The following is a 16,202-nucleotide window of genomic DNA, read 5'->3' as shown; positions in this document are numbered from 1 at the left end:
TTGGCGCCGGCACATGCCCGGCATACACACACTAAATTCGCGTAGGGGGAGTCATGAAATTCGACAGCAAGCACACCTTCGGCAAGCCGGCGGCAACGGTGATCAAGATGTTCAGCGACCGCGCCTATTTCGAGCGCAAGTACAAGGAGCTGGGCTTCACGGAAGTCGAGGTGCTGGAGCACAAGAAGACCGACACGCAATTCAGCATCAAGGTGCGCTACACCGCGAAGAACACGGTATCGATTCCGGACTTCGCGAAGAAATTCCTGCCGACGTCGATGGTCGTCGTCCAGCAGGACAGCTGGGACATCAAGAGGATGACCGGCAAGCTCGATGTCGAGATCAAGGGCACGCCGGTCAAGGTGCAGTGCGACATGAGCCTGAAGGACGAAGGCAAGGGTTCGGCCAATACCCTGAAGTGGAACATCAGCTGCCCGATTCCGCTGATCGGCGGCAAGATCGAAAAGCTCACCGCGGAAGACATCAACGCAAAGGCCGATGACGATATCGCGACGACGCGCGGCATCCTCGCCGATTACTGAGCGGCCGGCTGAGCGACCGATATGACGCAGACGCCGGGGCAGGACGACGACAGCGTGCGCGCACCGACCTTGTGGCAGACCGTGGCCAGCGTCGCGGCCTCGTTCTTCGGCGTGCAAAGCTCGAAGAATCGCCAACGTGATTTTTCCAAGGGAAAGCCGGCCCATTTCATCGTGATAGGTCTGGCCATGACCGTGCTGTTCGTGTTGAGTGTGGTCATGGCGGTCAAGCTGGCGCTGCGAAGCGCCGGCTTGTAATTTTCTCTAGAGATCGCGATTCTCTTTGCCTGGTCGGGAATGCCAGGGTTTCCGGGGGCTCCAATGGCGCTAGGCGAACGTCGGCAGGACAAAAGTGGCGAAGGTTTGCGCCGCCGGCGTACGGATCAGTTATTGCCACCGCCGGCGAAGAAGATGCCGTGGCCGCTTTTTGTGCTGGACGGCATCGGCGCTGTACTTCTCGGGCTCGGCGCCGCGGAGCAATTTGGCAAGCTGCCGCTGTTGTCACGCGTCGTCAACGTCCCGCATATCGCGCTGATCGCGATCGCGGTCGGCGGTGTGCTGATGGGCTTCGCCGTCTTTGGGATCATCGCCGCGCTGAGGCAGCGCAACACGGCTTGATCTTCAATCCTTGCGCAATGTCGCCTTGAGCCGATAAAGCACTTCCAGCGCCTCGCGCGGACTCAGGCTGTCCGGTTCAAGGCCTTCGAGCAGCTCCAGCGCCGGTGCCTTTGCAGGCGCCGGCGCTTCGCGAGCCGACGGCTTCGGACTGCTGCCGAACAACGACAGCTGCGGCGCAGCCGAAGCGGGATCCGGTTTGCGCTCCAGTTCGGCCAGATGTTCACGCGCTGCGCGGATCACCGTCTGCGGCACGCCCGCGAGGGCGGCGACCTGCAGGCCGTAACTGCGATTGGCGGGGCCGGCCTTCACCCGATGCAGGAAGACCAGGCGGTCGCCGTCGTGGCCCGCGGAACCCGCCGGATACTCGGCCGCGTCGAGATGCGCGTTGGCGACCATGGGCAGCGTCGCCGGCAGCGCGGTGAGTTCGAAATAGTGAGTCGCGAACAGGCAGTACGCGCCGAGCTTGGTCGCCAGATGCTCGGCCACCGCGCGCGCCAGAGACAGGCCGTCGTAGGTCGAGGTGCCGCGGCCGATCTCGTCCATCAGCACCAGACTGCTAGCGGTCGCGTTGTGCAGGATATTGGCGGTCTCGCTCATCTCGACCATGAAGGTCGACTGCCCGGAAGCCAGATCGTCGGACGCGCCGATGCGCGTGAAGATGCGATCGATCGGTCCCAGCTTCACGCTGTCCGCCGGCACGAAGCAGCCGGTATGCGCGAGCAGCACGATCAGCGCGGTCTGCCGCATGTAGGTCGACTTACCGCCCATGTTCGGGCCGGTGATGATCAGCAGGCGCGTGTCGCGGTTCAGGGTCAGATCGTTCGGCACGAAGGCCGACGTGGCGGTCTGCTCGACGACCGGATGGCGGCCGCCGCAGATCTCGACGCAGTCCTCGCTGACCAGTTGCGGGCGCACGTAGTTGAGCGCATGGCTGCGCTCGGCAAAGTTCGCCAGCACATCGAGTTCTGCCAGCGCCTGCGCACAGGCCTGCAGCGCAGGCAGCACGGCAGCGAGTCTGTCGAGCAGGGCTTCGTATAGGACCTTTTCGCGGGCGAGGGCGCGGTCGCGCGCCGACAGCACCTGATCCTCGAAGCGCTTCAGCTCTTCGGTGATGTAGCGCTCGTAATTGGTCAGCGTCTGGCGCCGCGTGTAGTCGGCCGGCACCTTCGCCGCGTGGGTCTTGCCGACCTCCAGGTAATAGCCGTGCACGCGGTTGTAGCCGACCTTGAGCGTCTCGATACCGCTGCGCGTACGTTCGCGGGCTTCAAGGTCGCTGAGATAGCCATCGGCGTTTTCGGACAGGCGCCGCAGTTCATCGAGCGTCTCGTCGAATCCGATCCGGAAGATGCCGCCGTCCTTGGTCAGCAGCGGCGGTTCGTCGCTGAGCGCGGCGGCGAGATGGGCGGCCAGGTCCTGATGCGCACCGAGGCGGCTCTTCAGCTCGGCGAGCAATGGCGATTCGAGCGTTGCGATCGCTGCATGCACGGCTGGCAGTTGCAGCAGGCTCGCGCCGAGGCCGGCGAGATCGCGCGGGCGCGCCGAACGCAGCGCGATGCGGGCGAGGATGCGCTCGATATCGACAATGTCCTTCAGCGCGCCGCGCAGCGTCTCGAAGCCGCGCGCGCTGCGTGCGTCCGCGCCGAGCTCGATCAGCGCCGCGACGGCGTCGTGGCGCGCGCCGACCAGCGCGGCATTGCGCAAGGGGCGCGTCAGCCAGCGGTGCAGGGCGCGTGCGCCCATCGCGGTGACGCAGCGATCGAGGATGTGCAACAGGGTGAAATCGTGGGCGCCGGAAATCGAGCGATCGATTTCCAGATTGCGCCGCGTCGCGGCGTCGAGCATCAGCGCATCGCCCGGTGATTCGACGTTCAGGCCGCCCAGATGCGGCAGCGTGCTGCGCTGGGTTTCCTGCACGTATTGCAGCAGCGCGCCGGCGGCGGCAATCGCCGCATCGAGGCCTTCGGCGCCGTAGCCGCGCAGATCGCGGGTGTTGAACTGCGCGGTCAGCAGGCGATAGGCCGAGGCGCTGTCGAAATGCCAGATCGGCCGTGTGTGCGCGGCGGGTCCCGAATAACCGGAGATCTCCGGCGCGGCACCGTCCGCCACCAGCAGTTCGCTGGGGCGCAGGCGCTGCAGCTCGGCCTTGAGTTCCTCGGCCGACGCGGTCTGCAGCAGGCTGAAGCGGCCCGACGACAGCTCCAGCCAGGCGAGGCCGAACAGTGGGCCGACGCGGCAGGCCGCCGCGAGCAGCGTCTGCGTGCGCTCGTCGAGCAGCGCTTCGTCGGTCGCCGTGCCCGGCGTGACAACGCGCACGACTTCGCGGCGCATCGGTCCCTTGTCGTTGCCCGGCTCGCCGACCTGTTCGGCGATGACCGCCGACTCGCCGGCCTTGATCAGGCGCGCCAGATATTGCTCCAGCGCGTGCTGCGGCACGCCGGCCATGATCACCGGCTGGCCAGCGGATTCGCCGCGCTTGGTCAGCGTGATGTTCAGCAGCCGCGCCGCCTTGCGGGCGTCGTCGTAGAACAGTTCGTAGAAGTCGCCCATGCGGAACAGCACCAGGGTGTCCGGGTGCTGGGCCTTGATGCTCAGGAACTGCTGCATCAGGGGCGTATGGTCGGCGTAAGGGCTGACGGTCATCAGAGGACGAGCTGCGAGTGGGGCAGGGTTGACGGGAGCCGTATACTTGCGCCCCGCGCGATTATCGCCGATCAACAACACAGAACTGCAGCCGTGGCCGAAACAAGCAGTGATTCAAAGCAGACCCCAGCATCGACCAGCGCCTGGACCCCCGAGTCCTGGCACGCATTCCCGGCTGCCCAGCAGCCGCGCTACCCGGACCAGGCCAAGCTCGACAGCGCGCTGACTCAGCTGCGCTCGCTGCCGCCGCTGGTCACCTCCTGGGAGGTCGACGCGCTGAAGCAGAACCTGGCGCGGGCGCAGGCCGGCGACGGTTTCATCCTGCAGGGCGGCGACTGTGCCGAGTCATTCTCCGACTGCCGCTCCGAGATCATCGCCAACCGTCTCAAGGTGTTGCTGCAGATGTCGCTGGTGCTGGTGCATGGCCTGCGCTCGCGCGTCGTGCGCATCGGCCGCTTCGCCGGCCAGTACGCCAAGCCGCGTTCGGCGGACCTGGAAACCCGCGACGGCATCGCGTTGCCGAGTTACCGCGGCGATATCGTCAACGCGCCGGAATTCACCGAGGCCGCGCGCACGCCCGATCCGCAGCGCCTGCTCGAAGCGCATGCGCGCTCGGCGATGACGATCAACTTCGTCCGCGGCCTGATCGACGGCGGTTTTGCCGACCTGCATCACCCGGAATACTGGGATCTCGACTGGGTCGGCCATTCGCCGCTCGCCGCGGACTATCAGCGCATGGTCGATAACCTCGGCGATTCGCTGCGCTTCATGGAGACGCTCGCCGGCGCGCCGATCAGCGATTTCCAGCGCGTCGATTTCTTCACCTCGCATGAAGCATTGATGCTCTGGTACGAGCAGGCGCAAACGCGCCAGGTGCCGCGCAAGACCGGCTGGTACAACCTGTCCACGCATTTTCCGTGGATCGGCCTGCGCACGGCCGAGATCGGCGGAGCTCATGTCGAATACTGCCGCGGCATCCGCAATCCGATGGGCGTCAAGGTCGGCGCGAGCATGTCGACGGAATGGGTCGTCGACCTGTGCCGCGTGCTCAATCCGGACAACGAACCGGGTCGCCTGACGCTGATTCACCGCATGGGCGCCGACAAGGTTACCGACCATCTGCCGCGCCTGATCGAAGGCGTGCGCAAGGCCGGCCACTCGGTGCTGTGGATTTGCGATCCGATGCATGGCAACACGATCGGCACGCCGTCGGGTCTGAAGACGCGGCCGTTCGACAAGATCCTGTCGGAAGTCGAGCAGTCGTTCGCGATCCACAAGGCCTGCGGCTCGCGCCTCGGCGGCGTGCACCTGGAGCTGACCGGCGAAGACGTCACCGAATGCACCGGCGGCGCGCGCAACCTGTCGCAGGAAGACCTGCAGCGCGCGTACAGGTCCACTGTCGATCCGCGCCTCAACTACGAGCAGGCGCTGGAGCTGGCGATGAAGATCGCGCGAGTCGCGGTTTAAGCGGCAGCCCGGTGGCTCAGATACAGATCGGCAAACAGCGCCCGACCGCCGCGGCGTAACAGCGACGCGGCGAGCAGCAGCACGAGCAGGATTAGGCTCAGGGTTTCGTACCAGGGCGCGCCATGCACATGCGTGCCGGCGAGTGCGTTGCCGGTCGCTGCCGGCGCCCACAGGTTGACGAGCAGGCCCAGCACGACCGCGCCGCCGCCGGCGAACAGCGCCGTCAGCAGGGCGACCTTGCGACCGTGAATGGCGCTCAGCACGCCGAAGGTCGAGACATTCGTCGCCGGGCCGGTCAGCAGGAAGGCGATCGCCGCGCCAGGCGACACGCCGCCGGCAATCAGCACCGCGACCAGCGGCGTCGCACCCGCCGAGCAGACGTAGACCGGCAGGCCCAGTGCGGCGAACAGCAGGATCTCCGCCCAGGCCGGCCACTGGTTGCTGAACAGATCGCCGACATGCGGCATCAGCGCCGCGGCGAGCAGCAGGCCGACCGTGATCCAGGCCGCGGTGTCGTCGACCAGGTCGACCAGACCGGCGCGCGCCGCGCGGCGCAGGCGTCCGCTCTTGCCGGCGGTCGCATTCTCAGCGGCCGGCGGATGACAGTGCGGGCAGGCCTTCGGTGCGGCGCTGACCGGTGCCGGCAGCTTGCGCGCGACCATCCAGGCGACGAACACGGCGAGCAAAGCGGCCGCGAGTACGCGCAGCACGGTCATCTCCCAGCCAAGCATCGGGACCGACACGAACAGCGCGGTCAGACCGATTTCCGGCGTCGCGATCAGAAAGGCCATGGCCGCGGCAACCGGCACGCCGCGCTGGATCAGCGAGCGATACAGCGGCAGCACGCCGCAGCTGCAGATCGGCAGCGGCAGGCCGACCACCATGCCGCGCAGCGCCTGCGAGGCGGGGCCGCCGCGGCTCAGCCAGCGCAGCCAGCGGTCCGGCAGCTCGCCGCTGATGAAGCCGCCGACGACATACGCCAGCAACAGCGCGGGCGCCGATTCGAGGCTGAGTTCAAGCAGGCGTTCGAGATAGGGCGACAGCGTCGGTGATGTCAGTTCGGCGCCGTGATGATGTGCCGACGACAGTGCCAGCCAGGCCAGCGCGGCGAGTGCGGCGAGATTGCCGAGGCCCTCGAACGGGGGTGTCGACTGGTGATGTTCGGAGGTCTCGTCGAGATGCGGCCGGCCGAAGATCACATGCAGGATCGAACCGGCGATCACGGCCTGGAACCAGGCCCAGCCCTGTGCGCCGAGCACGACGCTGAACGACATGCCGTTGTAGTAACCGGCGGCCGTCGCGGCGCACATCGCGATCAGCGCGAGCGCCGGCAGGCCGATGCCGAACACCGGATACAGCAGCCACCAGACCATCAGGCCGACCGGAATGCTGTGGATCGCGATGGCCAGGCCCAGCGCCGATTCGTGAGGATCGTCGCCGGCGCCGGACAGCGCCGCACCGTCGCCGATGCTGTGCAGCACCAGGCCGAAGATCGCCAGGCCCAGTGCCAGCAGATGCGCCTCGCGGCGCGCGTGGCTCAAGCCATGCTCGAGCGCGGTCGGGCCGAGCAGGCCGATCAGCAGGAACAGCAGCGACAGCCAGCCGCCTGCGACGAAGGCATCCGGCAGCACTTCGAGCAGGACCAGGCCCGCGATGCTGACCAGCACGAAGCCGTCGAGAAACGCCAACAGGGATGGATGCCGCTGCGCGATCGCGTATAGCGCGGGGCCGGACAGCAGCGCAGCCAGGGTTGCGGAGAGCAGGAGCACGGCGTAGGACGAGGAAAGACCGGCGCCATTATTTCATGTCCGGGCCGCCCGGCGCCCGATCTCGCGTCAAGATGTGCACTTGCGCGCAGCAGACTGCAACGCGGAATCGTTAGAGTGTACCCGGCACGGCGCACCACCCATTCGGAGCCTGATGATGACGGTAAGCACAAGGCAACAGCAGATTGCGGCTGTCCTGTTCGTGGTGGCGGCGGCGAGTGCCCTGGCCTGGCAGTGGTGGCGCAGCGACGGCGGTTTCGACTACGAGGCCGCGTTCGAGCAGATTCCCGAGGCCGGCGGTGCGGTCCAGCCGCTCGTCCAGCTGTCCAGTTTCGCGGGCAAGCCGCGTGCCGAGGCGGAGCAGGTGCTTGGCGCCTCGCAATCCTGCCAGCCGGCGCTGCACAGCGAGCGCTGCAACTATGCCAATCGTATCGAAGTGGTCTACATCGACGGCAAGGCGGACTGGATCACCGTGTCTTTTCCGTATGGCCGTTTCCCGCTCGCTGCCGAAAGCCTGGGCCTGCTCGGCCTGCCGGTCAGCGAGCCTCAGTCCGGTGACGAAAACCAGATCGGCTGGACCGCGATCCAGGGTCTGCGCAGCGTTCAGATGGTCGGCGACGAGAACGGCGCGCTGTTCGCCCGGATCAAGGTGAGCCATGAATAAGCCCGCCATGAAATTCACTGCCGTACTCGGTCTGCTTGCGCTGGCTGGGTCGGCAATGGCCGCCGGCGATCTGCATGTCAGCCGGATCACCCCGGCCGGCGCCGATCTGCGCGCGCAGCGCCAGATCACGATCAGCTTCGACCGCGCCGTCGTGCCGCTCGGCCGCATGGAACGCAATGCCGACGAAGTGCCGGTCAGCGTGACGCCGGATCCGGGCTGCCAGTGGCGCTGGCTCGATGCGCAGGTGCTTGCCTGCAATCTGCAGTCCGAAACCAGCCTGCGCCCGGCAACCCGCTATAGCGTGCAGGTGCGCCCCGACCTCACCGCGCTTGATGGCGCGGTGCTGCGCAAGGGCATGACGAGCAGCTTCACGACGGAGCTGCCGCGCGTGCTGTATGCGCAGGTCGTCGCCTGGCGCGGGCCGCAACAGCCCGAGCTGCGGGTACGCTTCAATCAGCCGGTGACCGCGGCCTCGGTGGCCGCGAAGCTGAAGCTCGGCAAGGCGCTCGAGGTCGGGCCGGACGTGTTCGATGCCGATACGCCGTTCTACACGCCGCAGGGCGAGGCGCGGGCGCAATGGCGCGTGTGGCCGACGCAGGCGCTCGAGCCGGATGAAAGCTACGAGTTGGCCATCAGCCCGGGACTGACATCGGCATTCGGTCTCGAACCGGGCCAGAGCAGCGACCGCGAATTCACCGCGCACATGTTCCCCGAGCTGCGCCTGATCGGCCTGCGTTGCACGATCGGCGACGAGGAGCAGTCCTTCGCGCCGGGAGAAACCGCCGAGGGCTGCGTGCCGCTCGCGCCGATCAGCCTCGAGTTCAGCGCGCCGGTCAGCAGCAGCGCCGTGCGCGAGCATTTCAAGATCACGCCGGCGCCGGTGCAGCCGAAGGACCCGGACTACAACCCCTGGGCGAATTCGGCGGACGATCACCCGGTGTCCTGGCCGCACAACGCGCAGCAGACCTACCGCGTCTACCTCCCGTACTCGCTGACCGCCGAGTCCAGCTATTCGATCAGCATCGATGGCGGGCTGGTCGATCGTTTCGGCCGCAGCTTGCAGCAGACCGCAGCGCTGGCACTGCGCACCGGTGCGCGTGCGCCCACGCTCGTCACCGATCATCCGGTCGCCGTACTGGAAAGCGGCCTGGATTCCGAGGTGCCGGCGGTGGTCACCAATCTCGACAGCATCGTCGCCCGCTATACGCGCATGACCGCGGGGACGGGCGGCGCCCAGCTCGAGGTGGATCAGCAACAGCAGATTCCGGTGTCGCCGCTGCGCAATATCGCCTTCGCGATGCCGCTCAATGTGCGCGGCATGTTCGGTACGAACGACAGCGGCGCGATCCGCGGCAAGCTGGAGGCCCAGAGCGGCGGTGCCGCACTCGACGAGCAGCCGCGCGAGTTCTTCGTCACCGTCACGCCCTGGCAGATCCACGCCAAGATCGGCCACAGCAACAGCCTGGTCTGGGTGACCGGCCTCGCCGACGGCAAGCCGGTGGCGAATGCCGATGTGGCGATCATCAAGGGACTCGACAACACGCCGCGCGCGACCGCGCGCACCGACGCCGATGGCATCGCGCTGTTGCCCGGCACGGTCGAACTCGATCCCAAGCTCGAACAGCTGTGGACCAGCGGCGCCGACAGCCTCGCGGTACGCGTGCAGCGCGATAAGCAGCTGGCGGTGCTGCCGCTGCAGTCGGCGTTCGATGTCGATATCTGGCGTGCGTCGCGCCAGCAGTTCTGGTCGAGCCGGCGTGAGCGCTACGCGCATATGCGCAGCTGGGGCACGACGGCCCAGGGCGTCTACCGCACCGGCGAGACGGTGCAGTACAAGATCTACGTGCGCGACGATTCCGGCAAGGCGCTCGTTGCGCCGCCGAACGGGCGTTACAAGGTCACCGTGTACGACGCTGCCGGCGCGACCGTGCATGAACGCGACGCGGTTGCCCTGAATCGCTATGGAGCGCTCGATGGTTCGTTCGCGCTGGCGAAGAACGCCGCGGTCGGCTGGTACCGCTTCGAGCTGAAGCCGGACTACGCCGAGTTCACGCTCGATCCGCTGCAAGTGCTGGTGGCCGATTTCGTGCCGGCGCCGTTCCGCGTCAACGCCGAACTGCGTGCCAAGCGCGCGATGCCGGCCGCGGAGATTCCGCTGCAGGTGGACGCCAAGCTGCAGGGCGGCGGTCCTTTTGCGTCGGCGCGGCTGCGGGCACAGGCGCGGCTTGAGGTCGTCGCGTTCGAGCCCAAGCATCCGCTGGCGAAGATCTACAGCTTCGACAGCGCCGACGACAGCGGGCGCGAGTTGCAGCCGCTGCTGGACCAGACCGGACAACTCGATGCGCAGGGCGAGTGGCAGACCACGCTGAAGCCCGACGACGGTCCGGTGCTGGTCGGCCGCGTCCTGCTCGAAGGCAGCGTCGAGGACGACCGCGGCCGCAGCATCGTCGGCCGCAGCAGCATTCCGTATTTCGGGCGCGACCGTTATATCGGCGTGCGTTCCGAGAACTGGTCGTTGCAGCAGGGCAAGGCGTCGAGCATCAATGTGCTGGTCGTCGACGAACAGGGCGAACCGCAGCGCGGCACGCCGTACTACGTCAAGGTCGAACGCAAGCAGACGCTGGGTGCGCGCGTCAAAGGCGCCGGCAATGCCTTCATCACGCGCTACACGACACAGTGGCAGCGCGTCGCGACCTGCAAGGGCCGCTCGTCGCTGGAAGGCATGGCTTGCGACTTCACGCCCGACGCCGCCGGCGAGTTCCGCATCACCGCGATGGTCCGCGACAGCAAGGATCGCCTGCATCAGACGCACTACGATCTGTACGCGCAGGGCAGCAGTGCGGTGCTGTGGGAGGAATCGCCGGACTACAGCCTCGATCTGCGCGCCGAGAAGGACAGCTGGACCGTCGGCCAGACCGCGCGCTTCCTGGTCAAGAATCCGTTCCCCGATGCACAGGCGCTGGTGACGGTGGAGCGCTACGGCGTGCTGCACTCGTCGGTGCAGACGCTGAAGGGTTCGACGCCCGTCGTCGAGATTCCGGTGCTGCCGGAATATGTGCCGGGCGCCTATGTGTCGGTCGTCGTCATGTCGCCGCGCGTCGAGGCGCCGCTGAAGGGCGGTGTCGATCTCGGCAAGCCGACCTTCCGCATGGGCTACGCAAAGCTCGAGGTCAACGAGCCGTATCGCCACATCGAGGTGAAGCTGACGCCGGATCGCGCGGCGTATCGCCCGCGCGATACCGTCAGCTTGAAGCTGCAGGCGAAGATCGCGCATCCGCCGGCCGGCAAGGACGCAAAGGCCGAGGCGCCGGAGTTCGCGGTCGCCGTCGTCGACAAGGCAGTGTTCGATCTGATCACCGCCGGTGCCAGCTACTACGATCCGCTCAAGGGCTTCACGACGCTCGATGCGCTCGATCTGTCGAACTACAGCCTGCTGACGCAGCTGATCGGCCGCCAGAAGTTCGAGAAGAAAGGCGCCAATCCGGGCGGCGATGGCGGTGCGGATCTGTCGCTGCGCTCGGTCGAGAAGTTCGTCGCATACTGGAATCCGGCGCTGGTTGCCGACGCCGACGGCAACGCCGAGATCTCCTTCGAGCTGCCGGACCAGCTGACCGGCTGGCGCGTGCTGGCGATGGCGGTGACGCCGGGCGATCGCATGGGCCTGGGCCAGACCGATATCAGCGTGACCAAGCCGACCGAACTGCGTCCGGCGATGCCGAACCAGCTTGCGCAGGGCGATCAGTTCACCGCCGGTTTCACCGTACTCAATCGCGCCGACCACGCGCGCAAGATCGAGGTGGCGATCAAGGTCGAAGGCGGCGCGCAGGGCGAGATCAAGCAGATCGTCGAACTGGCCTCGTTCGAGCGCAAGACGGTGACCTTGCCGCTCAAGGTTGCATCCGCCGAGACGCTGCAGTTCACCGCGAAAGCCGGTGACGATGAGGATCGCGACGGGCTGACGCATCGCGTTGCAGTTCGTGCGCCGCGTTACTCGGCGACCGCCGCCGACCTGTCCGACCTGACCGCGGATCAGCCGGTGACGCAGACCATCGATGTGCCGGCGACCGCGCAGGCGGCGCAGCTCAGTGTCGCGATGACGCCGACGCTGCTGGGCGCGCTCGACGGCGCCTTCACCTATCAGCGCGAGTATCCGCACGACTGCTGGGAGCAGCGCCTGAGCAAGGCGACGATGGCGGCGCAGTTCCTCAAGTTCAAGCCGCGCCTGGGTCCGGCGGTCGACTGGCCGAACGCCGAGCAGCAGGTTGCCAATGTGCTGGCGGACGCCGGCAGCTTCCAGGCGCCGAATGGCGGCATGGCCTTCTTCGTCGCCAGCGACGCCAATGTCAGTCCGTATCTGTCGGCCTTCACCGGGCTGGCCTTCGGCTGGCTCAAGGAGCTGGGCCATGCGCCGCCGGCGCAGGTCTGGGACGCGCTCGACGAATATCTGCTCGGCGTGCTGCGGGCCGATCCGTCATCGCAGGGCTACGACTCGCGCGAGGCACGAGCACAGCTGCGCGCCGTCGCGCTGGCCGCGCTGGCGCAGCGCGGCAAGGTCGATGCCGCCGAGCTGGCGCGTCATGGCGAGCAGCTGGTCCGCATGGGACTGTTCGGCGAGAGCCTGTTCTGGCAGACCGCGCAGCGTATCGATGGCGGCGCGGCCTGGGCGGAGCGGGCGCGCGAACGCGTGTTGGCGCGCGCCAACGAATCAGCCGGCCGGCTGTCGCTCGAGGACGACAACGACAGCGCCTGGGTCTGGCTGCTGGGTTCGCCGGTGCGTTCCAACTGTGCGGCGCTCAGTGCGCTGATCGCGGCGCGCGAGCAGCCCGGCATCGGCGAGCTGCCGCAGAAGCTGATCCGCCATGTCACCGCCGCGCGCGACGGTCGTACGCACTGGAGCAATACACAAGAGAATCTGTACTGCGCGCAGGCGCTGATCGCCTACAGCGAAACCTACGAGCGCGATCCGGTCGATCTGGCGGTGACGGCAACGCTCGGCGGGCAGCCGCTCGGCAAGGCGGAGCTGAAGCCGGCGACGAGTCCGGTGCTGAGCACGGCCGTGACGGCCAGCGGTCAGCAGCGCGTGCAGGTCGAGGCCAGCGGGCAGGGTCGCGGCTATGTCAGCACGCGACTGCAGTACGTCGAGCCGTTCGACGCACCGGCGGTCAATGCCGGCCTGAGCGTGCAACGCAGTTATGCGGTACAGCGCGGCGGACAATGGCAGAGCTTGAAGCCGAACGCGCAGGGCGAACTCGAGATGCAGCAGGGCGAACTGCTCAAGGTCGATCTCGTGCTCGAGGCGCCGGCCTGGATGACCTATGTCGTCGTCGACGATCCGGTGCCGGGCGGCATCGAGCCGCTGAACCCGGATCTGGCGACGACCGCGGGCATCGATGCCGGTGCGCTGGCCGACAACAGTGCCTACCCCTGGCCGTTCTATCACCGCGAACTGCGCTTCGAAGCGGTGCGTCACTACGCCGACTTCATCTCGCAGGGCCGCTATCAGCTGAGCTGGTTCGGTCAGGCGATTGCCGCCGGTGAATTCGCCATCGAGCGTAGCCACGCCGAGCAGATGTACGAGCCGGATGTCTACGGCAACGGGGTCGCGGCAAGGCTGCGGATCAGCGCCAGGGCGCCGTGAAGCAGCTGGCCGCCAGCGTGCTGCTGCGCCGCGCCGTTCTCGGCACGGCGTGCGGCGCGCTGGTGCTGGGTCTGGCCACCGCGCTGGCACAGCGCAGCCTGCCGGCACTGCTCGTGCCGCCCGCTGAGGTTGCCGCGGCGGACGGCAGTGTTGCGGTACTCGATCGACACGGCGAGCCCTTGCAGCTGCCGTTCGATGGCGGCTGGAATCAGCTGCAGCAACTGCCGCTGGAGCAGATGCCAGTGCTGCTGACGCAGGCCGTGGTTTATGCGGAGGATCATCGCTTTCGCGAGCACGCCGGCATCGACTGGCGCGCGCGGGCGGCCGCGGTATGGCAGAACCTCAAGGCGCGGCGCGGCATCCGCGGCGCCAGCACGATCAGCGAGCAGGTCGTGCGCCTGCTGCATCCCCGCCCACGCACGCTGTGGTCGCGCTGGGTCGAGGGTTTCGAGGCGATGCGTCTTGAAGCGCGCTTCAGCAAGGACGACATCCTTGAGTTCTATCTGAACCAGGCGCCGTATGGCGCCAACCGGCGCGGCGTCGTCCAGGCCGCGCAGTTCTATTTCGGACGCAGTCTGGAAACCCTGAGCCAGCGCGAGACGCTGGCGCTCGCGGTGTTGCTGCGCGCGCCGTCGCGGTTGCTGAAGGAGCCGGCCAACTTGCAGCGCGGCATCGACCGTCTGGCTGCAAGATTGCTCGGCGACGGCATCGTCGCGAAGGTGGATGCCACGGCGGATTCCGATGCGGCGCCACTGCGCTTCGCGCGCGCGCGGCCGCCGCTGCAGGCGGCGCATTTCGTTGCCAGGGTGCGGCAGCGCTCGGCGGGTCTGGCGAGCGGTCTGGCCTTGCGCAGCAGCCTCGATGCGCATCTGCAGGCCGATGCCGAAGCCTATCTGCGCGCGCGCCTGCAGGACCTGGGCGGCGAAGGTGCGCGCCAGGGTGCGGCATTGATCGTCGATCTCGACGGCAATCGCATCCGAGCCTGGGCGGTGGTCGATATGCAGACGCCGGATGTCGTTGGTATCGACGCCGTCGATGTCGCGCGTCAGCCCGGCTCCACGCTCAAGCCGCTGCTGTACGCCACGGCGTTCGAGCAGGGCTGGGGACCGCAGACGACGATCGACGACAGCGCGCTCGCCGAGCGCGTCAACGGCGGTCTGCACGAGTACCGCAACTACAGTCGCACGCATTACGGTTTGATCAGCGTGCGCGAGGCGCTCGGCAATTCGCTGAACATTCCGGCGGTCAAAGCCTTGCAGTTCGTCGGCGCAGAACGCTTTCTCGACAAGCTGAAGACGCTCGGCGTGCGCAGCCTCGACCGTCATCCGGATATCTACGGCGACGGCCTCGCGCTCGGCAACGGCGAGGTCTCGCTGTACGAACTCGTGCAGGCCTACACGGCACTCGCGCGCGAAGGTCGCTTCCGGCCGCTGACGGTGTTCGAGGACGATCGCGAGACGCGAGCGGAGCGCGTCGGCTTCCAGGCCGCGGCGGCGCGCATGACCAGCGGCATCCTGTCCGATCCTTCCGCGCGGTTGCTTGAGTTTGGCGACGGCGGGGTGCTGCGCTTCCCGCAGAGCACGGCGGTCAAGACCGGCACCTCGAGTGACTACCGCGATGCCTGGACGGTGGCTTACAACGGTCAATATGTCGTTGGCGTCTGGATCGGCAATCTGTCGGGTCGCGCGACCGACGGCATCACCGGCTCCACGGGCGCGGCGCTGCTGACCCGAGGACTGCTGGCGCGTGCCGGCAGCGCCGCGCCGGTCGTCGCGCAAGCGGCGCAGGGCGGACTGGCGGTGGCCGCTGTCGCGGCGGCGCCCGAGCAACCGGCGCTGACCCAGCCTTATGACGGATTGCAGCTGGCGATGGACCCGCGCATCCCCGACGAACTGGAGGCCTTCGATTTCGAGCTCGCCTGGCAGCAGCCGATTGCGCTGGTGCGCTGGTATCTCGACGACGAACTGGTCGGCGAGGGTGCTGCGCCGCGCTGGAGCTGGCGCCTGCAACGCGGCGCGCATGTGCTCAAGGCGGTGGCGGAAGCCGGCGACGGCCAGCATGCCGAGGCCGCGCCGGTGCGCTTCATCGTACGGTAGGGATTTGTGGAGCAGTATTCGCAACGACAGAACCGATAACAAGGAGCAGAGATATGCCAGTCAAAGTGCTGTACACCGCGCATGCCGTCGCCAGCGGCGGCCGCAATGGTCATACCGAATCGCGCGATGGCGTCGTCAAGGTCGATCTGTCGGTGCCCAAGGAAATGGGCGGTCCCGGCAAGCCGGGCACGACGACACCCGAGGACCTGTTCGCCGCGGGCTATGCCGCCTGCTTCGGCGGCGCGGTCGATTTTCTTGCGGGGCAGATGCAGCTCAAGCCGAAGTCGGTCGAGATCGAGGTTGCGGTGGGCATCGGCAATGACGACAGCGGCTTCGGCCTGAAGGCCGATATCACCGCCTGGATCAGCGGGCTCACCGAGGCCGACGCCAACAAGCTGGTCGCCGCGGCGCATCAGTTCTGCCCGTACTCGAAGGCGACGCGGAATAACGTCGAGGTAGGGTTGAAGGTGGTGGTTGTGTAGGGCGAAATCGCTGCTGGGCTCTGTGAGAGCAGGGCCGGGATTGTCGAGGTCGCCGGGAGGCGACCTCGATCCCGAGCTTCGCTCGGGACTGCGCGCGCTGCGCGTGCTCGCGCCACCTCGCTTTGCGAGGTGGTCGAACCCTGCGGGTTCGAACCCCGCAATGGCATTCAAACGAAAAACCCCGGCACAAGGCCGGGGTTTTTCGTTTGATGGCGCTCCTACCGGGATTCGAACCCGGGTTTAAGCCTTGAGAGGGCTCCGTCCTAGGCCTCTAGACGATAGGAGCAAAGAA

The 16,202-nt window shown here is 67.2% G+C and carries 10 protein-coding genes and 1 tRNA gene; 8 read left to right on the top strand and 3 right to left on the bottom strand.

The genetic code is table 11. The features are described 5' to 3' along the window. Nucleotides 1–53 precede the first annotated feature (53 nt). From AC3WUF_RS08425 to AC3WUF_RS08415, 3 genes are all read left to right on the top strand, one after another. Nucleotides 54–542, top strand: coding sequence for a DUF2505 domain-containing protein (locus AC3WUF_RS08425; RefSeq protein WP_492424428.1), 489 nt, complete (start codon nt 54–56; stop codon nt 540–542). Between the two features lie 21 nt (nt 543–563). Then, on the top strand, nt 564–797 hold the full coding sequence (locus AC3WUF_RS08420) for a DUF2970 domain-containing protein (protein ID WP_492424426.1): 234 nt from the start codon (nt 564–566) through the stop codon (nt 795–797). Nucleotides 798–860: 63 nt separating this feature from the next. Continuing rightward, the gene (locus AC3WUF_RS08415; RefSeq protein ID WP_492424424.1) at nt 861–1,157 is read left to right on the top strand and encodes a hypothetical protein; all 297 of its coding nucleotides are present in this window, start codon (nt 861–863) and stop codon (nt 1,155–1,157) included. A 3-nt stretch (nt 1,158–1,160) separates the two neighbouring features. Here AC3WUF_RS08415 and mutS read toward each other — a convergent pair whose 3' ends face one another. Next, a complete protein-coding gene (gene mutS, locus AC3WUF_RS08410; protein ID WP_492424422.1) occupies nt 1,161–3,797 on the bottom strand; it encodes a DNA mismatch repair protein MutS in 2,637 nt (878 codons plus the stop codon). 93 nt (nt 3,798–3,890) lie between these two features. Here mutS and AC3WUF_RS08405 point away from each other — a divergent pair, with 93 nt between their 5' ends. Further along, on the top strand, nt 3,891–5,264 hold the full coding sequence (locus AC3WUF_RS08405) for a class II 3-deoxy-7-phosphoheptulonate synthase (RefSeq protein WP_492424420.1): 1,374 nt from the start codon (nt 3,891–3,893) through the stop codon (nt 5,262–5,264). On the opposite strand, the gene AC3WUF_RS08400 is transcribed toward AC3WUF_RS08405, so the two are convergent. Next, nucleotides 5,261–7,033: a permease gene (locus AC3WUF_RS08400; RefSeq protein WP_492424418.1), complete on the bottom strand. Its 1,773-nt coding sequence runs from the start codon at nt 7,031–7,033 to the stop codon at nt 5,261–5,263. The genes AC3WUF_RS08405 and AC3WUF_RS08400 overlap by 4 nt on opposite strands. 154 nt (nt 7,034–7,187) lie before the next feature. Here AC3WUF_RS08400 and AC3WUF_RS08395 point away from each other — a divergent pair, with 154 nt between their 5' ends. Genes AC3WUF_RS08395 through AC3WUF_RS08380 form a run of 4 tightly spaced genes read left to right on the top strand, consistent with a single transcriptional unit; the run spans nt 7,188 to nt 15,910 of the window. Next, nucleotides 7,188–7,694 carry a hypothetical protein gene (locus AC3WUF_RS08395; protein WP_492424416.1) on the top strand — a complete coding sequence of 169 codons (507 nt, stop codon included), beginning with the start codon at nt 7,188–7,190 and terminating at the stop codon, nt 7,692–7,694. A 7-nt stretch (nt 7,695–7,701) separates the two neighbouring features. After that, on the top strand, nt 7,702–13,332 hold the full coding sequence (locus tag AC3WUF_RS08390; RefSeq protein WP_492424414.1) for an alpha-2-macroglobulin family protein: 5,631 nt from the start codon (nt 7,702–7,704) through the stop codon (nt 13,330–13,332). Beyond that, nucleotides 13,329–15,428: a transglycosylase domain-containing protein gene (locus AC3WUF_RS08385; RefSeq protein WP_492424412.1), complete on the top strand. Its 2,100-nt coding sequence runs from the start codon at nt 13,329–13,331 to the stop codon at nt 15,426–15,428. Before AC3WUF_RS08390 ends, AC3WUF_RS08385 begins: the two co-directional genes overlap by 4 nt. A 53-nt stretch (nt 15,429–15,481) precedes the next feature. Continuing rightward, entirely contained in the window at nt 15,482–15,910 is a 429-nt protein-coding gene (locus tag AC3WUF_RS08380; RefSeq protein ID WP_492424410.1) for an organic hydroperoxide resistance protein, read from the top strand. A gap of 210 nt (nt 15,911–16,120) precedes the next feature. Here the strand turns inward: AC3WUF_RS08380 and AC3WUF_RS08375 are convergent. Next, nucleotides 16,121–16,196: transfer RNA gene (locus AC3WUF_RS08375), tRNA-Glu, on the bottom strand. Nucleotides 16,197–16,202: the final 6 nt, after the last annotated feature.

This window comes from Fontimonas sp. FW305-C-3 (assembly GCF_058783185.1).
This window is presented reverse-complemented; position numbering and strand designations above follow the sequence as displayed.